12 protein-coding genes are annotated in these 23,934 nt (G+C 64.2%); 8 read left to right on the top strand and 4 right to left on the bottom strand.

Translation table 11 applies throughout. The features are described from left to right. Positions 1 to 102: 102 nt before the first annotated feature. Genes ACRQHG_RS04060 through ACRQHG_RS04050 form a run of 3 tightly spaced genes read right to left on the bottom strand, consistent with a single transcriptional unit; the run spans position 103 to position 2,713 of the window. Entirely contained in the window at positions 103 to 927 is an 825-nt protein-coding gene (locus ACRQHG_RS04060) for an amino acid ABC transporter ATP-binding protein (RefSeq protein ID WP_435710893.1), read from the bottom strand. Between the two features lie 8 nt (positions 928 to 935). Further along, positions 936 to 1,802 carry an amino acid ABC transporter permease gene (locus ACRQHG_RS04055; RefSeq protein WP_435710891.1) on the bottom strand — a complete coding sequence of 289 codons (867 nt, stop codon included), beginning with the start codon at positions 1,800 to 1,802 and terminating at the stop codon, positions 936 to 938. Next, positions 1,802 to 2,713, bottom strand: coding sequence for an ABC transporter substrate-binding protein (locus tag ACRQHG_RS04050; RefSeq protein WP_435710890.1), 912 nt, complete (start codon positions 2,711 to 2,713; stop codon positions 1,802 to 1,804). The genes ACRQHG_RS04055 and ACRQHG_RS04050 overlap by 1 nt, the downstream gene beginning before the upstream one ends. A gap of 285 nt (positions 2,714 to 2,998) precedes the next feature. Here ACRQHG_RS04050 and ACRQHG_RS04045 point away from each other — a divergent pair, with 285 nt between their 5' ends. The 5 genes from ACRQHG_RS04045 to ACRQHG_RS04025 all read left to right on the top strand — a co-directional run bounded on the left by ACRQHG_RS04045 (position 2,999) and on the right by ACRQHG_RS04025 (position 18,007). Then, a complete protein-coding gene (locus ACRQHG_RS04045) occupies positions 2,999 to 3,982 on the top strand; it encodes a biotin--[acetyl-CoA-carboxylase] ligase (protein WP_435719599.1) in 984 nt (327 codons plus the stop codon). A 2-nt stretch (positions 3,983 to 3,984) separates the two neighbouring features. After that, on the top strand, positions 3,985 to 5,739 hold the full coding sequence (locus tag ACRQHG_RS04040; RefSeq protein ID WP_435713251.1) for an acetyl/propionyl/methylcrotonyl-CoA carboxylase subunit alpha: 1,755 nt from the start codon (positions 3,985 to 3,987) through the stop codon (positions 5,737 to 5,739). A 116-nt stretch (positions 5,740 to 5,855) separates the two neighbouring features. Next, positions 5,856 to 7,460, top strand: coding sequence for an acyl-CoA carboxylase subunit beta (locus ACRQHG_RS04035; protein WP_435719598.1), 1,605 nt, complete (start codon positions 5,856 to 5,858; stop codon positions 7,458 to 7,460). A gap of 153 nt (positions 7,461 to 7,613) precedes the next feature. Continuing rightward, positions 7,614 to 16,703: a fatty acid synthase subunit beta domain-containing protein gene (locus ACRQHG_RS04030; protein ID WP_435713245.1), complete on the top strand. Its 9,090-nt coding sequence runs from the start codon at positions 7,614 to 7,616 to the stop codon at positions 16,701 to 16,703. Positions 16,704 to 16,903: 200 nt separating this feature from the next. After that, positions 16,904 to 18,007, top strand: a complete 1,104-nt coding sequence (locus ACRQHG_RS04025; RefSeq protein WP_435713244.1) for a DNA glycosylase AlkZ-like family protein — start codon at positions 16,904 to 16,906, stop codon at positions 18,005 to 18,007. A gap of 254 nt (positions 18,008 to 18,261) precedes the next feature. Here ACRQHG_RS04025 and ACRQHG_RS04020 read toward each other — a convergent pair whose 3' ends face one another. Then, positions 18,262 to 20,022: a zinc ribbon domain-containing protein gene (locus tag ACRQHG_RS04020; protein ID WP_435713243.1), complete on the bottom strand. Its 1,761-nt coding sequence runs from the start codon at positions 20,020 to 20,022 to the stop codon at positions 18,262 to 18,264. Positions 20,023 to 20,236: 214 nt separating this feature from the next. Here ACRQHG_RS04020 and ACRQHG_RS04015 point away from each other — a divergent pair, with 214 nt between their 5' ends. From ACRQHG_RS04015 to ACRQHG_RS04005, 3 genes are read left to right on the top strand one after another with little or no spacing between them, the layout of a single operon-like run. Then, complete coding sequence (locus tag ACRQHG_RS04015; protein WP_435713242.1) at positions 20,237 to 21,259, top strand: variant leucine-rich repeat-containing protein; 1,023 nt, start codon at positions 20,237 to 20,239, stop codon at positions 21,257 to 21,259. 18 nt (positions 21,260 to 21,277) lie between these two features. Continuing rightward, positions 21,278 to 22,789: a DUF2397 domain-containing protein gene (locus ACRQHG_RS04010; protein ID WP_435717801.1), complete on the top strand. Its 1,512-nt coding sequence runs from the start codon at positions 21,278 to 21,280 to the stop codon at positions 22,787 to 22,789. After that, positions 22,786 to 23,925, top strand: a complete 1,140-nt coding sequence (locus tag ACRQHG_RS04005) for a DUF2398 family protein (protein WP_435713240.1) — start codon at positions 22,786 to 22,788, stop codon at positions 23,923 to 23,925. The genes ACRQHG_RS04010 and ACRQHG_RS04005 overlap by 4 nt, the downstream gene beginning before the upstream one ends. Positions 23,926 to 23,934 lie beyond the last annotated feature (9 nt).

The raw sequence follows: 23,934 nt of genomic DNA, 5'->3' as shown, positions 1-23,934 counted from the left end.
GAAAACAGCGCCGGCCACCCCTAATAACGGGAGTGGCCGGCACCGTTTATGTAGCTGCCGTAGCGAGGTAATAGACCGAAAGGCGGGGCTGCGGCGGTTTTTCTAGAGCACCTTGGTGAAGAAATCGCGGGTGCGCTCCGAGCGCGGGTTATCGATCACCTGCGCCGGGGTTCCCTCGTCGATAATCATGCCCTCATCGAGGAACACTACTTTATCGGCCACCTCTCGGGCGAAACCGATTTCGTGGGTGACCACCACCATGGTCATGCCCCCGCGCGCCAAATCCTGCATCACGGACAGCACCTCACCCACGAGCTCCGGATCGAGCGCCGAAGTAGGCTCATCGAACAGCATGAGCTCGGGGTGCATGGCCAGGGCGCGCGCAATAGCCACGCGCTGCTGCTGCCCGCCGGAAAGCTGCGCCGGGAAATGATTAGCGTGATCGCGCAAGCCCACCCGCTCCAGCAGCTCCAGGGCCTCGGCCCGCGCCTCCTTTTCCGGGCGGTGGGCCACCTGGACGGGCGCCTCCATAATATTTTCCATCGCGCTCATATGCGGGAAAAGATTGAAACGCTGGAACACCATCCCGACCTTGGCGCGCTGGGCGGCCACTTCCGCCTCGCTGCGCTGGCGCAGCCAGGTCCCTTGCGAAGTAACGGCACCGGCCCGGCGGGCCAGCACCCCGCGCCACCCGGTGGGGGCGGGCTGCTCGGTCATCCCCAGCAGCTCCCCATCCAGGTAGATCCGCCCGGCCGTAATAGTTTCCAACTCGTTCAGGCAGCGCAGCAGCGTGGATTTACCCGAACCGGAGGGCCCGAGCAGCACCACCACCTCACCGCGCTCCACCGTGAGATTAACACCTTTGAGAACGGTGTGATCACCGAAAGATTTGTAGACGTCGCACACGTCCACCATGGCGTGAGTCATTGTTCTCCTTAGGGGGTGACGTCCAGGAAGGCCGTCGTCGCCGTACGTCCGTCAAAACCACGCGCGAAATGGCGTTCAATACGATGCTGCACCATCATGAGCAGCGAGGTAATAACCAGATACCAGATTGCCGCAACCACGAGGAAGGGGAACGGCAGGTAGGTTTTCGAACCCAAATCCTGGGCCGCGAAAGTGAGGTCCAGGGTGAAGGGGACGGCGAGAACCAGCGACGTTGTTTTCAACATCGAGATAGTTTCGTTCCCGGTGGGCGGAATAATAATACGCATGGCCTGCGGCAAAATAATACGCCGCATAATCGTGCCCGAACGCATCCCCAACGCCACCGCGGCTTCCCGCTGCCCCGGGTCAATCGCACCCAAACCGGAGCGAATAATCTCCGCCAGGTAGGCGCCTTCGTTCAGGCCCAGCCCGATAATCGCCGCGATAAACGGGGTGATGACCCGGTCGGTCTGGAACGTGAAGAACTCCGGCCCGAAAGGAATCCCCAGCGATAGCTTCTGATAGAGCGACGGCAGCAACCCCCAGAACATGAGCTGGGTGTAGATCGGGGTGCCGCGGAAGAACCAAATATAGAAGCGGGCAGCTGCGCGCAGCACCGCGTTACTCGATTCGCGCAGCACCGCCATGGTCAGCGCCAAAATAATGCCAATAACCATGGCGAGCACGGTCAGCACCAGGGTGTAGACGATACCGCGCAGGATCCGCCAATCGAAAAGATAACGCCCCACCACATCCCAGTGGAAAGCATCATTGGTGATGAGCGCATTAAGCGCCATCGCCCCGAGCACCGCCATGACGATGAGCCACACAATATTGCTCATCTTCACGCGGGCTTGCGGATGAATCTTCTCCATTACTGCACCTGGGGGTTGATCTCGGCGGTGCTCAGCACGCCTTCGGTAATGCCGTAATGCGCGAAGATTTCCTTGAGCTCACCCGAATCCATGAGGGATTGCAGCGCGGCCTGCACCGCCTTAGCGAGCTCCGGATTATCCTTGGCCACCGCGATAGCCACCGGGGCCGAATCATAAATATCACCCGTGGTCTTCAGCTGCCCATTTGAGCGGGCCACCGCGTAACCGAGCACCGGCGAATCAGCGAAAATAGCATCGTACTGGCCGGAAACCACCCGGGTCACGATCTGCGGCACATCCGGGAGGGACATAATCTTAATCGGCTTGGCACCCTTCGCTTCGCAGGCGGCGGTGGCTTCCTTGAGGGCTTCCTCCTGAGAGGAACCCGTTTGCACGCCGATGGTGAAACCGCAAGGGTCATCCGGAGTGAAATCACTGGACTTGGCCGGCACCCCGTATTCGGAACCCGCCTCGAAATACGTGATCATATTGAAAGCTTCTTCACGCTCGGGGGTGACGGTGAAGGTGGACAGGCCCACATCGAATTTGGTGCCGATCTGGGGGAGAAGCGAATCGAATTCCACGTGCGTGGTGGTGCCGTCTTTGAGTCCCATTTTCTTCGCGATGGCGCGCGTGAGATCAATATCGTAACCGGTGGGGGTCTGCCCGTCTGCCTTGCGGTATTCCGCGGGAGCGTAGTCGGTAGACGCGCCGTTGCGTAATTGCCCGCGTGCGGTAACATCCGCGGGCACTAGGGCAGCGACGGCGGAATCTGCCGCGATGCCATCAACAGCGAAACCGGACTCGCCCGGATCGGCCGCGGCGGTGGAATCCGTCAAAGCAGCCTCATCATTGGAGCAGGCGCCCAGCGTGAGGAGGCCGGCAGCAAGCAGCGCGATTGTTTTCTTCATTTTCTTCCCCTACGGTGAATGTTTTTTCAGTGTTCGGGTGGAAATTACTCGGAACAATCCCAAGTATAGCCAGTAAATATACGTGTGCATGTATAAAAATGTGAATATGCGGGTAGATAACGGCCGCTTTGGCGTATTTTCGGGCTTTGCGCGGCGCTGATGTGAGAGGACTAACGGCGGCGCGCCTCAAACAAGCGAGTATGTTACGAATCCGTAAGTTACGATTACGTAAGGTTACGCATTAGTAGGTTAGCGGCGGGCTGCCCCGCCGGGAAGAAGGCTGAGATGAGTCACGTGCATTCAGGGAACGTGCTCTTTCCGCGTACCGCGAGCGCGCTGGGGGAGGTAGGGCTCCCCGGTGCTGCGCTCCTGCATACCGAGCTGACCACATCCACCCAGGATGACCTGGCCGAACTCTGGCTCAACTCCGGGGGCGCTCCCGCACCCGGGCTGGTGTGCGGCCTTATCGCCGATGAGCAAAGCGATGGGCGCGGGCGCATGGGCCGCTCCTGGTTCGCCACCAAAGATGGCTCCCTGCTTTTCTCGGTACTCATCGCGGTGCCGGAAGTGGTGCGCGCGGAGCTGAGCTGGGTGACCTTCGCCGGGGCGCTGGCCGCGCGCGCCGCCCTCGAAAAGCTCGGGGCTGACGTGGCGATTTCTTGGCCCAATGATATTGTTACCCGCCCGCACGCCGCGAAACTGGCGGGCTTGCTGGGCGAAGTGGTAAGTACGGACGTGGCCGGGAATATTGGCGTGGTGCTCGGGGTGGGAATCAACCTGGGGCTGCGCGCCGCAGAACTTCCCACTCCCACCTCGGCTTCGCTAGCCACCGCCGGCTTCCCGGTTCCCAGCCGCGATGAGGTAGCCGCCGCCTACCTGCGCGAACTCGGGGCCCGGCTGGCCGCCCTGGTGAGTGCCTGTGAGAGCGGAATAAGTCATGCGGCAGCTAGCGGCGCCGTCGTACCCGAAACGCGCGCGCGGCACCTGGAAGCGAGCGATGCAAAGGCGACCGATGCAGAAGCCAGCGCGGCAGAACGCTCCGCAAGCGCGGCCGAACGCTCCGGGCTCCTAGCCGAGCTCAATGCCACCTGCGCAACCCTGCGCGAGGGCATTACCGTCAACCGCCCGCGCGATACTCCGGTGCACGGGCGCGGGGTGCAGATTTTAGCCGACGGCGCCCTCGTGGTCGCCACCACTGCCGGTGACGTGCGTATTTCCACCGGAGAAGTCTCGCTCCTGGGTCAGGTTGCGCCCTCGGAAGGAAAGTAGTGATGAAAAAAATTCTGGTTGCCAATCGCTCCGAAATCGCCGAGCGCGTGATTCGCACCGCCCACGATATGGGGATAAAAACGGTGGCGGTCTATGCGGACGCTGATCGCGAAGCCCAATTCGTGGAGGATGCCGATAGCGCCTACGCGCTCGAGGGCACCGCCTACGCCGATACCTATATGAATATTGAGAAAATCATCGCGATTGCCAAGCGTTCCCACGCGGACGCCGTGCATCCCGGCTACGGTTTTCTTTCCGAAGTTCCCGAATTCGCCACCGCGGTTATCGAGGCGGGGCTCACGTGGATCGGCCCGGCCCCCGCGGTGCTCCACCGCCTCGGCGATAAAATCCAGGCGCGCCGCCTGGCCGAATCGGTGGGCGTGGCCCCGGTGCCCGGCGTCTCTGACCCGGTGCAGGGGCGTGCCGGCGTGGACGAGTTCGTGGCGCGCTTCGGTTTTCCGATTGTTACGAAGAAGGCCGACGGCGGGGGCGGGCGTGGCATCACCATCCATAATGAAGCCGCTGACCTGGACCGCTTCTTCGCGGCCCACGGGGCGGACCTGGATTCCTATTTTGTGGAGCGTTTTATTCGCACCGCTCGCCATATTGAAACGCAGTCGGCGCGCGATTCCCACGGGAATTTCGCGGTGATTTCCACCCGTGATTGTTCGGCCCAGCGCCGCAACCAGAAACTCATCGAAGAAGCCCCCGCCCCGCTGCTGCCCGGCAACGCGGAAGCAATCGTGACCGAATGGTCGCGCCGGCTTTTCGAAGCGGTGGATTACGTTGGTTTGGGGACCTGCGAATTCCTGGTGGAGCCCGATGGGCGGGTCAATTTCCTGGAAGTGAATCCGCGCCTCCAGGTTGAACACACCGTTTCCGAAGAAGTGACGGGCATGGACCTGGTGCGCGAACAGATCCTCATTGCCTCCGGCGGCGAGCTCTCCGAAGTTCCCGCCCCGCGCGCCCACTCCTTCGAATTCCGGATTACCTGCGAGGACCCGGCCACCGGCATGGTGCCCTCCACCGGAACCATCGAGAAAATCCGCTGGCCGCTCGGGCACGGGGTGCGCATCGAATCCGGGATTGAAGAAGGCGATATTGTGACCGCCGATTTTGATCCCATGCTCGCCAAGCTCGTGGTAACCGCCCCGGACCGTGAGCAGGCCATTGCCCGCTCGCGCCGCGCCCTCGCAGAATTGCAGATCACCGGGGTGGCCACCCCCTGCGCCATGTACCGCGATGTGCTGGCCATGGAAGAATTCGCCGGGCATATTCCGTCCACCCGCTGGCTGGAAGATACCGTGCTCCCGCGTTACGAAAATACCCAGGCCGCCAGCACCCCGGCGCCCGTTAAGGACGAAGAACCGCGCCACACCTTCGTTATTGAAGTGGATGGGCGGCGCATGCGCATGACCCTCCCGGCCGCGCTCATCGCCACCGGCTCGCACGTGGCCCGCCGCACCCTGCAACCGCGCCGCTCCCAGGCGGCCTCCCGCACCGCGATGCCGGCCCAGGACCTGACCGATCCGAGCGGAATGGTGAACTCGCCCATCCAGGCGATTGTGGTGCGCGTGGTGGTGGAACCGGGGGATAAGGTCCACGAAGGCGATCTGCTCGTGGTCCTCGAATCCATGAAGATGGAAAGTTACGTGTATTCGCCGCGCGATGGCGAAGTGACCGACGTGGAAGTGCGGGCCGGGGCCACCGTGGCAGCCTTCCAACCCCTCGTGCGGGTGGTGGGCGCCGATGCCTAGCAACCAGCCCAGTTCCTGCCCGCGCGTTATGCGTCCGTGCCGGCGCGCGATTATGCGCCCGCGCGCGATTATGCGTCACCACGCGAGCCCCTGCCCGAAAGTAGCGAAGGAGAATCATGTCGCTGACTGAATTACGTTCCGCCCACGAATGGCAAACCCTGGATCACAGCGCCCAGCAGGTGGACCGGGTGCGTTTTGCGGAATACCAAAACGACCTGGCCCGGCAGGCCGAGGAACGCGCCGCGCAGCGCCAGCACGCCCACGGTAAAAAGACCGCCCGGGAGCGCATCGCCCTGCTGTGCGATGAGGGTAGCTTCACCGAAATTGGGCAGTTCGCCGGCGGGAACCTGGGGCGCGGCTTCCGGGGCGCCGCGGTGGTCACCGGAATTGGGCAGGTGGACGGCCAGCTCGTGGCGGTCTACGCCCAGGACTTCTCCGTATCCGGAGGCACCCTGGGGGAGGCCGAAGGCGATAAAATCGTGGCCCTCATGGACAAAGCCCTCGAGCTGCGCATCCCCATGGTGTCTCTGCTTGATTCGGGTGGCGCCCGCATCCAGGACGGCGTCGTCGCCCTGTCCCAATACGGCCGCATCTTTAAGAAAACGATCGCGGCATCGGGCATTATCCCGCAACTCTCCGTTATTCTGGGGCCCTGTGCGGGCGGCGCGGTGTACGGGCCGGCCCTCACCGATTTCATTATTATGACGCGCGATAACGCGCATATGTTCGTGACCGGACCGGACGTCGTCAAGGCGACCACCGGGGAAGAGGTCTCCTTCGATGACCTGGGCGGGGCGACCCTCCACAATTTCCAATCCGGGGTGGCTCACTACCTGGCCGCGAACGAGGACGATGCCCTCGATTACACCCGCACCCTCCTCACCTACCTGCCCGCGCATTGCGATGCGGAGCTGCCGCGTTGGGATTACGAGGAAACGGCCACGGATACCCAGTGCGCCCGGCACCTTTCCGATCTGGTGCCCGCCTCCACCAAGCAGCCCTACGATATGCTCGACGTCATCGCGAACCTCGTGGACTACGGGGAATTCGTGCAGGTCCAGGAGCATTTCTCCCGCTCCATCGTGGTGGGATTCGCGGCGCTGGCCGGGCAGTCCGTGGGGATCGTGGCCAATCAGCCGCTCGTGGATGCCGGCACCCTGGACGTGGACGCCTCCGAAAAAGCCGGGCGTTTCGTGCAATTCTGCGATGCTTTCCACGTGCCCGTGATCACCCTCGTGGACGTGCCCGGATACCGGCCCGGCACCGAACAGGAACAGGCCGGAATTATTCGCCGCGGCGCGAAGCTTATCTGGTCCTACGCGAATGCGACGACGCCCCTCGTCACCGTGGTGTTGCGTAAAGCCTACGGGGGTGCCTATATCGTCATGGGTTCGAAGTCCCTGGGCGGGGACCTCAACTTCGCGTGGCCGGGTGCGGAAATTGCGGTGCTCGGCGCCGAGGGCGCGGTCGCTATTACAGGGCGACGGCGCCTGCGGGAAGCCGAACAGAACGGTGAGGATGTGGCGGCGGTGCGCCAGCAGCTCATCGAAGAGTACACCCGCGAGAATGTCAATCCTTTCCTCTCCGTGGAACGCGGGGAGCTGGACGGCATTATCGCCCCCGAAGATACCCGGCGGGTGCTCATTGAATCCCTGCGCATCCTCGCCACCAAAGACTGCTCGCATCCCGGCGAGCGCCGGCACGGGAATATTCCCATGTAGCGGCCCGCCCCGAGCGCGTGGGCGTTCATCCGGAACGTTCCAGCGCCGTAGAGCCTGGGCCCAGACCACGGCGCTCAGAGCCCACCCTTCGATCTTTCCATTTTTCTCAAGAATTGCCTCGCGGGACCTCCCGCATCTAGCAGAAAGAACACTATGACCAGCGTGTATGAATCCCTGACGGCCACCCCGCCGGCTTCCCCGTGGATCCTCCAATTCGCCGGCCAGGGCACCCCCTGGCGCGCCGAATTAGATGAGCTGCTCACCTCCGCACGGCTGCGCGCCGACCTGAGCGCCGTGGACGCGGCGGCCGAGGAAATCCTCGCCCCGGTGCTCCCCGAACTCACCGTGATTTCCGCCGGGCGCCTCGACCTGCTCGGGCTGCGCGGCCCGGCCAGCGCCGGGCGTGCTCCCCACACCTCGGTCCCCGGCATCCTGCTCAGCCAGTACGGGGCCTACCGCGACCTGGCGGTGCGCCCCACCGCCACCATCGGGCACTCCCAGGGCGTGCTGGCCACCGCCATGGTGGAATCCAGCGAACCGGCCAGTATTTTCGCCCTCGCCCGCCTCATCGGGGCGGCCGCCTCCAAGGTCAGCGGGGAACTCGGGATTACCGCGAGCAAGGACGCCAGCCCCATGCTCTCGGTACGGGGCGTAGGCGCCCCGCTGTTGCGCCGCCTGGCCGCCAAGGTCCCGGATGCGGATGTTGCCATTATTAACTCGCGGGAAGCCTGCGTGGTCTCCGGGCGCCCGGCCGCCCTCACCGCCCTGGTGGCCCTCATCGAACGCGAAGCCGAACGGGAAGCACGCGCCCGCGCCGATAAACTCACCGGCGGGGAAGCCCTCCACCCGGTGTGCGAATTCCTCAACGTGGGAGCCCCCTTCCATTCCCCGCTCCTCGAACCGGCCGTGGCCCTCGTGGATGCCTGGGCGGCTCGCTGCTCCCTCAACGTGGAGCGCAGCGATGAGCTAGCCCGCGCCGTGCTCACCGCCAGCCTGGACTGGACCGCGGAATTCGCCGCCGCCCTGGACGAAGCAGGGCAGGGCGGCACCCCGGCCGGTTTCGTGGTGGACCTGGGCCCGGGCCCGAACCTCAAGACCATCGCCCTGGAAAACCTGGCCGGTACCGGGGTGAGCTACGTGGATGCCTCCACCGCCGCGGCCCGCGATGACCTGGTGACCGGGGTGGCGCGCGTGACCCGCACCCGCGACTGGTCCGAATACGCCCCGCAGTTGCGCCAGATCAAGGGCCACACCTACCTGGATACCGCTTTCTCGCGGCTGACCGGGCGCAGCCCGATTATGCTCGGCGGAATGACCCCGACCACCGTGGACGGGGAAATCGTGGCGGCCGCCGCCAACGCCGGCTACTGGACCGAACTCGCCGGGGGCGGGCAGGTCTCCGAAGAAGTCCTCGCGGAGAACCTCTCCACCCTGCGCGAGCACCTGGAACCGGGCCGGGTAGCCCAGTTCAACACCATGTTCTTGGACCGCTACCTCTGGGATCTTCAATTCGGCTCGCGCCGGCTGGTTTCCCGCCAGCGCGCCGCCGGTGCGCCCCTGGACGGCGTGGTCATTAGCGCCGGCATTCCCGAAAAGGACGAAGCCCTCGAACTTATCGCGCGCCTGCGCGCCGAAGGTTTCCCCTATATTGCTTTCAAGCCCGGCACCGTGGCCCAGATTCGCCAGCTCGTGGAGATTGCCAAGGCCTGCCCGGGCGCCCCGCTTATCGCCCAGGTGGAAGACGGCCACGCCGGTGGGCACCACTCCTGGGAGAACCTGGAAGACCTGCTTATCGCGACCTACGGCCAGATGCGTGAGGCCGGCCTCATTATTACCGTGGGTGGCGGCTTGGGCATTCCCGAGCGGGCGTCGTCGTTCCTCACCGGAACGTGGGCCGAGGCTTACGGCATGCGCCCCATGCCCGTGGACGGTGTGTTCATCGGAACCGCGGCCATGGCCGCGAAGGAAGCGAAAACGAACCCGGACGTCAAGCAGCTGCTTGTCGATACGCCCGGCGTGAGCCCGGACGATAACGGCGGTTGGGTGGCGGCCGGCTCCACCCGCGGTGGTATTTGTTCCACCCAGTCCTCCCTGCACGCCGATATTTACAATGTGGAAAACGCGGCCGCCCGCGCCGCCCGCCTCCTCGTGGAAGTGGACGGGGATGCCGAGGCCATCGCCGCGCGCCGCGAGGAAATCATCACCGCGATCAACGCCACCGCGAAGCCCTACTTCGGGGATATCGCGCAGATGACCTACGCGCAGGCGCTGCGCCGCTACGTGGAACTGACCGTGCCCTGGGCCGATGAACCCACCCAAACCCGCTTCTGGGAAATGCTTCAGCGTTTCGAAGCGCGCCTGTGCGAAGCGGAAAGCGGGGATGTTCCCACGCTCTTCCCCACCCAGGCCGATGCCGCCGCCGATCCGCAGGCAGCACTTCAGCGCTTCCTCGCCGCCTACCCGAGCGCGGAAGAACACACCGTGCTCGCCCAGGACGAAGCCTGGTTCGTGGCCCTGGCCTCCAAGTACCCCAAGCCGGTTCCCTTCGTGCCGGTCATCAATGAGCAGGTGCTGCGCTTCTGGGGTTCGGATTCCCTGTGGCAATCCCACAATCCGCGCTACACCGCGGATCAGGTCCGTATTATTCCCGGGCCCACGTCGGTTGCCGCTATCACCAAGGTCGATGAACCCATCGCCGATATCCTGGGCCGCTACGAAGAAGACGCTGTGGCCCGGGTGAGCGCGAGCGGGGCGCAGGCCCAGCCGGCCTTCTCCCGCGCGGCACGGGACCGCGAAACCTTCCTGCGGGAAACCCCCTTCATTGTGTGGCACGGCCACCTGGCCACCAACCCGGCCCACCTCATTCCGGAAGCGGAAATCCGCGATACCCCGGAGGGCCTGGAAATCTTCGTGCCCCTCGATACCCTCTGGGATGGCACCCAGGCGCACCAGCACGTGGTGCGGCATATGCGCATCCCGCTGCTGCTGCCCGAATCGGTGGCCACCGGCGGGCTGCCCGTGGTGGATGATGCCCGCCTGGAAGCGGCTATGCGCGAGGTGCTCGCCGCGATGTCCGGGGTGGGAACCACCACCCTGGGCGGCACCCCCATCACGAAGCAACCCGAGATGATCGACGGCGTTGCCACCCTCACCTTCGCGGTCTCCCCGGAGATCAACACCTTGCACGCGGGGATTACCGCGCCGGCCGGGCGTACCCCGGCGGCCGTGCCTTCCGCGCTGCTCGGTTCGTGCTGGCCCACCATCTACTCCGCGATGGGTTCGGGCGAAGCCGATGGCTACCCGATTATTGAAGGGCTGCTCTCCGGCGTGCATCTTGATCACCTCGAGAAGGTGAATGTGCCGGTGGAGGAGATCCTGGAAGCCGGGCAGCTCACCGCGCGCTCCTGGGTTGCTTCTGTGGCCGAATCTTCGGCCGGCCGGGTGCTGACCATCCGCACGAATGTTGCGCGCGAGGACGGCACCGTGGTGCTGGAATTCCAGGAACGCTTCGCCATGCGCGGGCGCGCCACCACCACGGAACTGCCCTCCGAGCCGGCCGCCCGCGGGGGAGTGGATGCCGATATTATCGACACCCCCCGCTCGGTACTGCGCAAGGTCACCGTGCAGGCCCCCACCGATATGACGGCTTTCGCCATTGTTTCCGGTGATTTCAACCCGATTCACGTATCCCGCAACGCCGCGCTGGTGGCGGGAATGGACGCCCCGCTGGTGCACGGCATGTGGCTGTGCGCCGCCGCCCAGCACGCGGTTGCCGATCCGGTGGCCGGGCGCGCCCCCATGCATATCACCGGGTGGACCTACCGCATGTTCGGCATGGTCAACCTCGGCGACGCGGTGGATATTACCGTGGAGCGCGTGGGCCGGGTGCGCGGGGGCGGGCTCGCCCTCGACGTGACCGCCCGCTGCGGGGATACCGTGGTCTCGCAGGCCTCCTGCACCGTGAGCGCGCCGCGGACCGCCTACGTTTACCCGGGTCAGGGCATCCAGGCCCGCGGCATGACCCTCGATGACCGGGCCGCTTCGGCTGCCGTGCGTGAGGTGTGGGAACGCGCCGACCGCCATACCCGTTCCGCCCTCGGTTTCTCCATCCTCGCGGTGGTGCGCGATAACCCGGTGGAACTGCGGGTGCGTGACGAGATCTTCCGCCACCCGGACGGGGTCCTCAACCTCACCCAATTCACCCAGGTGGCGCTCGCGACCGTGGCCTTCGCCCAGACCTCACGCCTGCGTGAACAGGGTTCACTGGTAAGCGGTGCTTACTTCGCCGGGCATTCCCTGGGTGAATACAATGCGCTCTCCGCCTACTCGCAGGTCTTCAGCCTCGAGGATGTGCTGGAAATCGTGTACCGGCGCGGTACCACCATGCATCACCTGGTGGAACGCGATGAGCAGGGCCGCTCGAATTACCGTATGGGCGCCTTGCGTCCCAACCAATTTGGGGTGGGCGACGACGCCGTGCGCGACTACGTCGCGCAGGTGGCTGCCGCTTCCGGGGAATTCCTCGAGATCGTCAATTACAACCTGGCCGGCGCCCAGTACGCGGTGGCTGGAACCGTGGCGGGCCTGGAAGCTCTGGAAAAGGACGCTAATGAGCGGGCCCGGCAGGCCGGGGGTAAGCGCCCCTTCATGCTGGTTCCCGGTATTGACGTGCCCTTCCATTCCAGCGTGCTGCGCACCGGCGTAGCCGAATTTGGCGATACCCTGCGTGCTATCGTTCCCGCGGATATTAAGCTCGAAATTCTTGAAGGGCGCTACCTGCCTAACCTGGTGGCCCGCCCCTTCGAGCTCACCGAAGAATTCTGCGATGCTATCCTTGAGGTGGTTCCCTCCCAGGTTGTGCGTGAGATCCGCGCTGATCTGCCCGCGCGTCTGGAGCGCGACCGGGTGGGGACCGCTCGCGAACTCCTGATCGAGCTGCTGGCCTGGCAATTTGCCTCCCCGGTGCGCTGGATTGAAACCCAGGATTACCTCATTGAGGCCGGGGTGGAAGACATCGTGGAAATCGGCCTGGCCGCTTCGCCGACGCTGGCGAATATGGCTACCCGCACCCTCGCGTTGCCCAAGCACGCACAGCGCCACGTGAGCGTGTACAACGTGCAGCGCGATGCCAAGCGGGTTCTGCATGAGGATGTTGCCAGCGCCCCGGTGGCTGAGGATGGGTTCTCGGACGGCGCGGCGGCTGCGGTCGGCGCGAATGACGCTGCGGCGAACGGCGCGGATGGCGCCGCGGCTGCGGCACCCGAAACCGCTGCTGCCGCTCCGGAATCCGCTGCTGCTCCCGCACCGGATGCGGCTGCTGCTGGCGCCGCTGCGGCAACTCCGGCCGCCGCAGCTGCAGCAACCCCGGCACCCGTCGCGGCTCCGGCTGGCGATGGCCAACCGGCCGCGGATCTGCCCTTCCGGGCCGGGGACGCCCTGCGCGTCCTGCTGGCCTGGTCCACGAAGATCCGCCTGGATCAGATGGGCGATGCCGATTCGGTAGAAACCCTCACCAACGGGGTTTCCTCCAAGCGCAACCAGATCCTCATGGATATGACCGCCGAATTCGACCTGGCCTCCATGGACGGTGCCGCGGAAGCACCGCTGGCCACCCTGGTCTCCCAGGTGGATCAGGCCGCCCACTCCTATAAGCCCTTCGGCAGCGTGCTGCGCGAAGCCATCGCGGACCGCTTGCGTTCGCTCACCGGTGCGGCCGGCGCGAAGCCGGCCCGGGTGGCCCAGCGGGTGCGGGACACCTGGCAGCTCGGCGAAGGCTGGGTGGCCCACGTGACCGCAACCATCCTCCTGGGTACCCGCGAAGGTAAGTCGGTGCGCGGTGACGAACTAGCCACCCTCCCGCTGGCTCCCACCTCGGCCGCCCAGCTCGATGAGCTCATTGACGCGGCGGTGCGGGCGGTGGGCGCGGCCCACGGCATCAACGTTGCGCTCCCGAGTACCGGGAGCGGGGCGGGCGGCGTCGTCGATTCCGCTGCCCTCGACGCGTATGCCGAACGTATGGACGCGATCCTGGCCGGAACCGCGCGCGATCTGCTCGCGCGCCTCGGCCACAACGAGCGCCCCGAAGCACCCGCGGCCGCTGATGACCTGGCCCTGCGCGAAGCGATGAGCGCGGAACTGGGCAGCGGTTGGGAAGACTTCGTGACCCCGCGCTTCGATCCGGCCCAGGCCGTGCGCCTGTGCGACCGCTGGGCCACCGCCCGCGAGGACGTGGCCAAGATTGCCTTCGGGCGCGAAGTGAGCGCCAATTTCACCGGCGTTGGGGAAGAAGTGGCCCGCCAGGCCGAATGGCAGGCGGCCCGCAATCCCAAGCTGGCGGCGCGCTTGACGAAGATCGCTCGCGCTGCCCGCGATACCACCCCGGGGATCTACGCCGGAAAGGTTGCGGTGGTGACCGGTATGGCGGAGAACTCCATCGCGGGTGCGGTGGTGGCCGGGTTGCTGGCCGGCGGGGCAACCGTCGTCGCCACTTCTTCGCGTATCTCCACCGCGCGCCTGAACTTCGCTAAGAAGCTCTACCGCGAGAACGCCATCAACGGTGCCGAACTGTGGCTCATCCCCGCCAACCTCGCCTCCTTCCGCGACGTCGACGCGATCACCGCGTGGATCGGCGCCGAACAACGCGAAACGGTGGGTGCCACCTCGAAGCTCGTCAAGCCGGCCCTCATTCCTGACCTCCTGGTGCCCTTCGCGGCGCCGCGGGTGAGCGGCTACCTCAGCGATGCCGGCCCCGAAGCGGAAAACCAGGCCCGCGTGCTGCTGTGGAGCGTGGAACGCCTCATCGGCACCCTCGCGAGCCTGGGCACCGATGCCGCCATCGACCATCGCATGCACGTGATCCTGCCGGGTTCCCCGAACCGGGGCTCCTTCGGCGGGGACGGCGCCTACGGCGAAGTCAAGGCCGCGCTCGATGCCGTGGTCAATAAGTGGCGCGTGGAGCCGTGGGGCCAGCGCACCACCATCGCGCACGCGAAGATCGGGTGGGTGCGCGGCACCGGCCTCATGGGCGGGAACGATCCGCTCGTGGAAGCCGTGGAAGCCAAGGGCGTGCATACCTGGTCCACGGCGGAAGCCGGGCGCGAACTGCTCACCCTCTTCACCCCCGAATCGGTGGCGGCCGCCCGCACCGCGCCGGTCATCCACGATATGACCGGCGGGCTGGGCGATATTAACCTGCCCGAACTGGCCGCGAGCATCACGCCGGCCGCCCCCGCGCCGGCCGCGGAGGCCGCGCCGAGCGTGCGGGCCCTGCCCAGCCCGGTGAGCATCCACCAGCCGACCATGGACCTGGGTGCTTTCGGAAGCGGCAGCGCCAAGCCCGAGGACCTCGTGGTCATCGTGGGGCTGGGCGAAACCGGCCCGTGGGGCAGCTCGCGTACCCGGTGGGAAGCCGAACTCGGGATTCAAAGCGACGGCGATGTGGACCTCACCCCGGCCGGGGTGTTGGAGCTGGCCTGGATGATGGGCCTGCTCACCTGGTTCGACACTCCGAAGCCGGGCTGGTACACCCCCGAGGGCGAGCTGGTTCCCGAAGAGGATATTTTCGAACGCTACCGCGACGAAGTTGTGGCACGTTCGGGTATCCGCGCCTTCGTGGATGACGGGCCGCTGGCCGATATCGGGACCACCGATATCGCCCCGGTCTACCTGGAGAAGGACGTGACCTTCACGGTGGGTAGCGAAGCGGAAGCCCGCGCCCACGCCGAAGCGGATCCGAGCTTCACCAGCTTCTTCGAGGAGGATGGCGAATGGCGGGTGACCCGCAAGGCCGGGGCACTGACCTACATGCCGCGCCGTACCACCCTCACCCGCCGCGTGGGCGGGCAGTTCCCCACCGATTTCGATCCGGCCAAGTGGGGGATCCCGGCATCGCTGGTGGAGAGCGCGGACCGCATGGCTATCTACAACCTCATGACGGCGGTGGATGCCTTCCTCTCGGCCGGATTCTCCCCGGCGGAGCTGCTCGAATACGTGCACCCGGTGGATGTTTCCTCCACGCAGGGCACCGGCTTCGGCGGGATGACCTCCATGCGCCGCCTGTACGTGGATCGCTTCCTGGGTAAGGATTACCCGCAGGATATCCTCCAGGAAACCCTGCCGAACGTGATCGCCGCGCATACCATGCAGGCGTACGTGGGCGGGTACGGTTCCATGATTCACCCCATCGGCGCCTGCGCGACCGCCGCGGTATCCGTGGAAGAAGGCGTGGATAAGATCGCCACCGGCAAGGCCCAGTTCGTGGTCTCGGGTGCGATTGATGACGTGCAGGTGGAGTCCCTCATCGGTTTCGGTGATATGAATGCGACGGCGGATTCTGCCGCCATGGCGAAGAAGGGCATCAACCCGCGCTTCTTCTCCCGCGCTGGCGATCTGCGCCGCGGTGGCTTCGTGGAAGCCTGCGGTGGCGGCACGGTGCTGTTGGCCCGCGGGGACGTGGCCGCCCAGATGGGGCTGCCCGTCTACGGGGTGGTGGCTTATATTCGCTCCTTCGCGGACGGTATCCAAACCTCGATTCCGGCACCGGGCCTGGGAGCGCTGGCCGCGGGCATGGGCGGAGAGAACTCCGTGCTGGCCACGAACCTGCGCAATCTGGGTGTGAGTGTGGACGACGTCGCCGTGCTTTCCAAGCACGACACTTCCACCAATGCGAATGACCCGAACGAAGCGGAACTTCACGACCGCCTCTTCACGGCGCTGGGCCGCAGCGCGGGTAACCCGCTCTACGTGGTCTCCCAGAAGACCCTGACCGGGCATTCCAAGGGCGGGGCGGCGCTCTTCCAGATGGCTGGCATCACCCAGATGTTCGCCACCGGGAAGATCCCGGGGAATAAGGCCCTGGACTGCTCCGATCCGGCTTTCGAGGAACGCAGCTACCTGGTGTGGCCGCGCGAGGTCCTCGAGGTGGGCGATATCAAGGCGGCCGTGCTGACCTCGCTCGGCTTCGGGCATGTTTCCGCGCTCATGATGCTCGTGCATCCGGCGGCTTTCGAGGCGGCTATCGCGCGCACCAACGGCGCGAAGGCAGCCCAGCTGTGGCGGGAGAGCGCTGATATGCGCCTGCTGGAAGGCGCACGCCATCTGGTTGCCGGAATGGTTGGCCACGCGCCGCTCTACACCGAAACCTCGGTGGACGAGCGCTTCGCCGGGGACCGCCACGAAGGCGAAGCGGCGCTCCTCCTCGATCCGCGCTACCGCCTCGTGAACGGAAAGTACCAGCTGCGCTAAAGCAGGCTAAAGCAGAGCTAGAGCAGGGCGGATCCATCCCATAAGAGCGGGGCGGGGTAGTTCATGACGAACCACCCCGCCCCGTTTTATGTGCACGCTGGCTTCTTATCTGTGTGTGCGTTGCTTGTGGCTCGGCGCGCATTTTCTTCTACCTATGCACGTGCTTGCTTCCGGGCGGTCGTGGATGTTTCAATACCGTGATGGTGAATCCTGATAGTGAACCGCGGTATCGCATTGACATAGCAACCGCGCGGAAAATTGCGGTGACGGCGCAGGGGCTCGCCCCGGAAGCTCGCAGCGCCGGTGCTTCCATTTCCGATGTTTTCCAGCGCCTCAGCTGCGTTCAAATTGATTCGCTACAGGCCGTGCGCAGATCCCAAGAATTGGTTTTGCTCGCCCGCGGAGTGGATAAAGATAGCTTGCCGTTGCTACACGAGAGTTCTACCGGCCTCTTCGAAACCTGGGGCCACGCGCATTCACTTATGCCCAGGTCAATATGGCCCTTGCTCCATTGGCGTCGTCGTCGCATTAAACAATACGGGTTATCCGGTCCCCAGGTCGATCACGATGTGGCGCGGGCCGTGTTGGAGCGCATACGCGAGAACGGACCCACGGCGCATTCGCAGCTCGGGCGCGCGGTGGGGCAGGGCTGGGAACGCAGCAGCCCGGTCAAAACCGCCTGCGAATGGTTACTGAGCATCGGCGACCTCGCGGTAATCAGCAGAGACGAGAAGTGGCAAAGAATCTATTGCACCCCCGAGCAAGCGGGTTTACCGAGTTCGGAGCTGCTCGATGAGGACGAGAGTTTGAACGGTACCGTTGCGCTAGCTCTGCGCGCTCTCGGGATCGCGCGCTTTGACGATGTGGTGGATTATTTCAGGTTCCCGAAAAGTGCGAATATTCGCGAGCGCTGTGTCGCGAACGGGTATGTACCGGTTGAGGTGCGCGGGCTGGCCGGAACGTGGCTTGCTGATGAGGCCTTCATGGAGGAACTGCATGGCGCCACGTGGGAGACGGGCAGTATTACGCTGCTCTCTCCTTTCGATTCGCTTATTTGGACGCGTTCGCGCCAGCGTGAACTCTTCGGGAAAGACTATCGGCTCGAGGCATATAAGCCCGCGCATAAACGGGAGTTCGGGTATTTCGGGATGCCGATTCTGTGTGATGAGCGGATTATCGGGCGCGTGGCGGCGCGGGCGAAAGATGGGCACGTAGCAATAGAAAACCTCGAGGTGGATGAGGGCTTCTCACCCGAGGGTATTCGAAGCGAGATAACGAGTCTCCTGAAGTCCTGGGTGAGCTGAGGTCATAGAAGTCGAGCTGAGTTCTATAAGGTGAGCTGACGTCTATAGCCGAACCTCAGGAGTCACATCAGCACCTGCGGGGGCACGAGGTGTTTTCCGAGCTGTACTTCGCATTACGACATCGGCAGTACATCTCGGAAAACATATACCAGGTCCGGTGGCCGGCTCCGGGCCCGGCCCGTCGTGCGGCACCGGGCCCGGCATATGCAGCACCGGACCGGATCCGGGCTACCTACAGGCCGTCATAAGCCTCTTTACCAGCCGTAATTATCCTTGGAGAAATCTACCGTGATCGCCCCGTCCTTCACTTCGAAGCGCAGGGTGCGGTTCACCCAGATATTGACCGGCCACTCCGATTCCTTCCAGGGATCCTTCTCGCTGTAGCGCTGCTTGTAATTAATAATGGCCTTGCCCTTGACCTTGGCGGTGCCCACATAAGCGCCATCCTCGTAGCGCAGGCTGGAGGCCTCCACCTCGACCTTGGGTTCTTCCTTCCACGAGCGCCGAATCTCCGTCACCGCCTGGAAAACAGGATCGCTCATATTCAATTCGGGGCAGTCTTTCACCTCGAAGGTATCGGCGGGCATGCACGCCTCATACCGCGCATTCACCTGCTTTTGGATTTCCGCGGCCACCTCCGGAGTGAAGCTCGGTTCAATGACGGCCGGGGAGCTCAAGTCAAGAACCGGAACGGTTACGCTCTCCGTCTCCCCGAAACTCACGTACGTGTCTCCGCCCTGGGCACCCACCGTGTAGGTACCCGGGAAAGCGGGCAGCGAATAGTACCCGCTGGCGCGCTCGCTCTTGTCGGCCGGGTCCACCGTGGTCGAAAGATCGACGTCGACCCCATTGACGCTGAGCTGCGGCGTTGCGGAACGTAGCACCAAGGTCCCCAGCGGCGCATCAGTGACCTGCCACTCGGAGAAGAACAGGAATTTCTTGCCGCGCTCACTGAGAGTGAGATCAACCGGATATTTCTTCATATCGATGGTGAATTCGGCGCTCACGCGCACGGTATTTTTCCCGCCCGGCTGCGATTGCTTAAAGGCAGAAATGACCTCAAAATCGGTGGGCCGATTCGTGGCCTTGCTGTAAATCTCGTCGCTGAGGAGCAGGCGTTCGCCGGAGCGCACATTCGGGTCGTACACCTCGAGCGCGGCGCTGGCCTTCCCGTCCACAATCGCGGAAAGGTAGGCCTCGGCCGTTTTCTCCGGCGCGAACTTACTAGCCGTCACCTTAAAACCAATAACTCCCGCCACGACGAGCACCAGCAAAACCACTAGGCTAATCCACAATTTCTTATGGGATTTCTTCTCCCGCGGGAGCGACGGGGCTGGGGCGGTAGCGTACATTCCGCCCGGCATTCCGCGGCCGGCGGCCGGGCTCGGCGCGGTGCCGTACCCGCCCGGAGGTGCGTAGCCCTGCGGCGGGGCGCCGTAACCGGGCTGCGGCGCATAACCGGGAGCGGGCGGATAACCCGGGGCCGGTACCGCATCCGGGGCGGCCCCAGCACTGCCCGCGCTCGGAATCTCCTCGAGCATCCGCGGAAGCGCGGTACGGGTGGGCGCGCCCGCATCAACATCGGCCGTGATCCACGCTTCCGGCTCACGTGGGGATAGGGGCGACGGCGCCGCTGGCGCGGGCGAATCCGCCGCAGGGATTGTAGCGGCGAGTGTGGCTTCTGGATCGGGCTGCGGGGTAGCTTCTTCGGCATGTTGCTCGTCGGGCTGACCGACCTCGGAGCAGTTGCCTTCAGAGAAATCGTCTTCGGGCTGCTCGTCTGCGGCATGCGCGGGGGCCGGCGGTGCGGGAGGCGGGGGAGGAACCGGGACCGCGAGCGGATGCGCCGGAGTAGCCTCAGGCTGTGCTGCCGGCATCTCCTCGACGGGCGGAATTGTCCGGGTCAGCTCCGCTTCCTCGGGGCTCGGCGCGGAAGGCGTTGGCGCGGAGGGCGGCGGAGGCGGAGGTGGCGGCACCGGCGTGGACGGTGGGAAGTGGTCAGGTCCGTTAGTCATAAGAGGTCCTTCCTCACAGATGGAGTACGGTGACGTGGAAGGTGGAACTCGCGTGATGAGCCCCGCCGTCGTACCTGTAGAGTTTTTCATAAACTCCACGTACCTAGGGTAACTGGGATACTGTTGCTACAGGAGAAAACTCCGTATATTAACCGTAGAAAGTATTGGTAGCTACACGGGGTTTTCGTCCGCGTTTTTGCGGTACGGAAATTCTATGGGAGAAAGTGGAACCGCTATGATGTACGATCCGCGCACAATGACCCTCGAAAACTTAGGCGACCCGCAGATTACCGCGCGGGATCTTGCCGATATTGCGGCCCAGCGCCCCGACCTGTGGGATGCTATCGCGGTCCATCCGCAGTGCTACCCGGCGCTGGTTGCTTGGATTCGCGAGCGCCAGGCCGAAGGCCAGGCGCAGCAGGCCCCACAGTTCGCGCAGACCCAGCAACCGGAAGCGCAACCGGCAGCGCAGTCGGAAGAACAGCCCGCTGCGGAGCAGCCGGCCGGTGAGTATCAGCAACCCGAACCCCAGTTCCAGCAGCCCGCCGCGCACGCGCAACAGGCCCCGCAACCGCTCACCGCCGAGCAGTGGCAGGCCCGCTTCCAACTCGATAACGGCCGCGAACCCACCTTGCGGGAATACCAGGAGGCCGTCGCCCAGGGCGCGGTGGCCGGGCCGGGCGCTGCAGATAATTCCGTGGGGGATATGAAAGAAGGTCTCAAGCAATTCGCCACCGGGGCCAAGGACTTCGTGAGCAACCGGGTGGCTCCGGCGGTCGCCCAGCAGGCCGGTGCCATGCGCCAGAGCTTCGCGGCTGCCTCCGCGGGGCGCGCTTCCAAGTGGCATGTGATTATTCCGGCTGTGCTCATCGGCGCTCAGGTGCTCGCGATGCTCTCCGTTTTCCTGCCTCTGGTTTCGAGCTTTGGATTCTCCGTTAGCCTCATGACCGCCGATTCGGAAATCGGCTGGATGGTGCTGCTCTGCTACCTCATCGCGGCTGTTTTCTCCACGCTCGCGCTGGTTATCAAGAAGAAGTGGACCATGGCCACCGCCGGCGGGGTGGGCTTACTCTTCGGACTCCTGTGGTTGATCGGAATCATGAACGCTCTGTCCAAACTTCCTGACATCTCCGGATTCGCCAACCTTGGATCTGGTTTCATTCTCCTTATGCTCGCCACCATCGTGAATATTGCCTTCTCCATCTGGGCTATCGTAGTGGTGGTCAAAAAGAACTAAATGACAAGGAGTGCTGGGATGACTCAGCCGGACACGCCCACCGGGGATATTCCCGCGTGGGCGGGCCTCGATCTGCCTGCCGCGCTCAAAGCCGCCAGCTTCCTCACCAGCGAGCTGGCGCGGCAGTACCGGCTGATCGTCAAGGTACTGTACGAACAACGTGAATTCACCCTCACCGGGGTAAGCCATCACGATTTATTCGAGTTAGTGCGCGGCTACCTTCCAACAGAGGGAGCCGAGCGCTTCCTCGAAGAATTCAATTTTGATGCGCGCATGGCGAGCCTGGTCGAGTGGGGCACCTGCACCGCCTGGCAGGATGACGCCGAAACCGAAGAAGATTTCCTTCGCAATAGGTACCGCTACCAACTCACCGAAGCCGGCTCGAAATTCCACGAAGCCGCGCTCGCGATAGAAAACGACCTGGGTACCCAGTCCACGGCATCGCTGCTGGCCCCGGCTATCCTCGCCAAGCTCTTGGAAGAAACCCTCGAGCAGGTCCAGCACGCGGAATATCCGGAAGCCAGCCAGTCATTCGCGCAGGTGGAAAGCACGCTTTCCGATATGCGGGAGACCGCTTCCCAATGGCAATCGCGGCTCGCCTCCGCGCTCGGTGGGGAACCCACCCGTGACAAAATCGTGACGACCCTCGAAACGATCCTGGCCTATTCGGAAGTGTGGGGCTCCGGGGTAGATGCGTGCAGTGAAAGCATCTCCCGGCTCGTTGCCCAGCTCCAGGCCACCGATATGTCCGTGTGGAAAGCCATGGCGATTCCGCGCCACGGCTCGAAAGCTGCGGAAGAAACTCTGCTCGCCACCGCCCGGCAGCTGTGGCGCGTGCTGGATGTTCTTGATAACTGGTTTACGGGGTCGGCTTCCCAAGCCAAACGGCTGCGCCGCCAAATTCGAGACGCCGTCGCCCCAACCATCCAGGGCCACCGCGCCCTCCTGGCCGTGAGCGGAACAATATCCAGAAAAGCCGATCTCCTGCGCCTTGCCGAGCGCCTCGAACAGGCTCCCGATGAGGAAACGGTCTGGGATATATGGTGTGCGACGACGGGTTTGTACTCCACCAGGCACGTTACCGATACCGTCCCGGATATCTCTGCCGGGCATCAACAATCCGCTTGGGAAACACCGCCGGTTCCCATTAGTCGCAAGCTGCGGGTGCGCGGGCCGCGCGCGGTACGGGGCCGGCCGGCGCAAATGATCAACCGCCAAGATAATATCCGCAAGGCAAAACTCTTGGCTGCCCAGCGCAACCTCGATATTGCCGACGCCGCGGAAGCCCTGGCGAAGAAATCCGGGAGCGAATTGAGTGAATGGGGCACCTTGAACCGCACCCAGGCCGATCTGCTTCTTGACTTGATTTCCGGGGCGCGCCGGCATAAAAAGGACACCCGCGTGCGCGAATCCCGTACCAAAGATGGTAAATGGCGCCTGCGTTTCACCCGGACGGAAGGCTCGGCCGTCATCGAAACGGAAGCCGGGCGTTTGGTGCTCGCCAATGGAATTGTGGAGTTCACTCGATGAGCGTCACGATGTTTAGCTCGGATCGAGCCGAAAAACAGCTGGCCTTCATCGGGCTGCTGTGTTCTCCCGTGGTGGCACCGTGGACCAATCCAGAGCTGACCGAATTGGTGCGTCGCCATATTAAAGACTTGGAGATGTGGTGCGAGCGGCTCGGCTACCGGATCGGCCACGTGGGCGAATGCTACCGGCTGCGCCGCACTCCGCTGGACGGGAAAAACTCCGTGCCGGTGGGCGCACATCCGGATCGCGGCCAGCTGCTGCTGCGCCTCTACGCGGCGGCCAGTCTGGAAGACCAGCAGGGGGATTCCATCACCCTGCAAGAGCTCTCCGACCAGGTCCGCAATTCTTCCGCGAGTCGCAACGGCTGGCCCTACGATCCCGATACTTTCGCGCATCGAAGAAGATTCATCGCCGCGGTGCAATGGCTGTGCGACCAAGGGGTACTCAGCCGGCTCACCGATGAAATCCGGCTCGATACCTGGGCCCGGGAAGGCTCCGGTTTCGGGGCCGGCTACCGCATCCACCGCGATTGCCTCATGATGCTTATTAACGTCGACGATGTGGATCTGGGATTATCCCCGGTAGAAGAAACAGATACCCGGCGCAAAGTGATTATGCGTGCCCTCATCGAACAGCAAGCTCTCTACCCCGAACAGCTCACCGAAGAAGAACGCGCCTACCTGTACGGCCCCCAACGTGGCCGAATCATGGCGCTCGTAGAAGAAATGACCGGCGGTATCGTGGAAATACGGAGCGACGTCGCCCTTCTCTCCCTTCCGCAAGATCGCAACTTCCCGGGCGCCGTCCATGTGCTGTTCCCGAGCAGCACCGCGCTCGATTGGGCCTGCCTGGCTTTTATTGACCGCCTGGCGCCCGGCGCGGAAGGTAGTTGGCGGCGGGTATCGCGTGCCGATATTGAGCGGGTGGCCGCGGATATTCACGCCGCCTTCGGGGCGAAGCTCACCAAAGAGCTCCAAGAATCACCGCGGGTCCTGGCGGAGAAAGCCGAAGAACGGCTGCGCGAGACCGGCCTGCTGGAAGCGGGGCCCGAAGGCTGGAGCTTGAGCCCGCTCGCGGCGCGCTACCGGGGAGCTGATTTGGAAGAAGACGCCGTCGTCGACGAAAGTTTGTTTTAGGAGGAGCAA

The organism is Actinotignum vesiculae, assembly GCF_051267215.1.
GTDB classification, from domain to species: Bacteria; Actinomycetota; Actinomycetes; order Actinomycetales; family Actinomycetaceae; genus Actinotignum; species Actinotignum schaalii.
This window is presented reverse-complemented; position numbering and strand designations above follow the sequence as displayed.

Bases quoted from the DNA above. Each gene is read 5' to 3' on its own strand.
- ACRQHG_RS04060 (WP_435710893.1), bottom strand. From the start codon at position 927: ATGACTCACGCCATGGTGGACGTGTGCGACGTCTACAAATCTTTCGGT.
- ACRQHG_RS04055 (WP_435710891.1), bottom strand. From the start codon at position 1,802: ATGGAGAAGATTCATCCGCAAGCCCGCGTGAAGATGAGCAATATTGTG.
- ACRQHG_RS04050 (WP_435710890.1), bottom strand. From the start codon at position 2,713: ATGAAGAAAACAATCGCGCTGCTTGCTGCCGGCCTCCTCACGCTGGGC.
- ACRQHG_RS04045 (WP_435719599.1), top strand. From the start codon at position 2,999: ATGAGTCACGTGCATTCAGGGAACGTGCTCTTTCCGCGTACCGCGAGC.
- ACRQHG_RS04040 (WP_435713251.1), top strand. From the start codon at position 3,985: ATGAAAAAAATTCTGGTTGCCAATCGCTCCGAAATCGCCGAGCGCGTG.
- ACRQHG_RS04035 (WP_435719598.1), top strand. From the start codon at position 5,856: ATGTCGCTGACTGAATTACGTTCCGCCCACGAATGGCAAACCCTGGAT.
- ACRQHG_RS04030 (WP_435713245.1), top strand. From the start codon at position 7,614: ATGACCAGCGTGTATGAATCCCTGACGGCCACCCCGCCGGCTTCCCCG.
- ACRQHG_RS04025 (WP_435713244.1), top strand. From the start codon at position 16,904: ATGGTGAATCCTGATAGTGAACCGCGGTATCGCATTGACATAGCAACC.
- ACRQHG_RS04020 (WP_435713243.1), bottom strand. From the start codon at position 20,022: ATGACTAACGGACCTGACCACTTCCCACCGTCCACGCCGGTGCCGCCA.
- ACRQHG_RS04015 (WP_435713242.1), top strand. From the start codon at position 20,237: ATGGGAGAAAGTGGAACCGCTATGATGTACGATCCGCGCACAATGACC.
- ACRQHG_RS04010 (WP_435717801.1), top strand. From the start codon at position 21,278: ATGACTCAGCCGGACACGCCCACCGGGGATATTCCCGCGTGGGCGGGC.
- ACRQHG_RS04005 (WP_435713240.1), top strand. From the start codon at position 22,786: ATGAGCGTCACGATGTTTAGCTCGGATCGAGCCGAAAAACAGCTGGCC.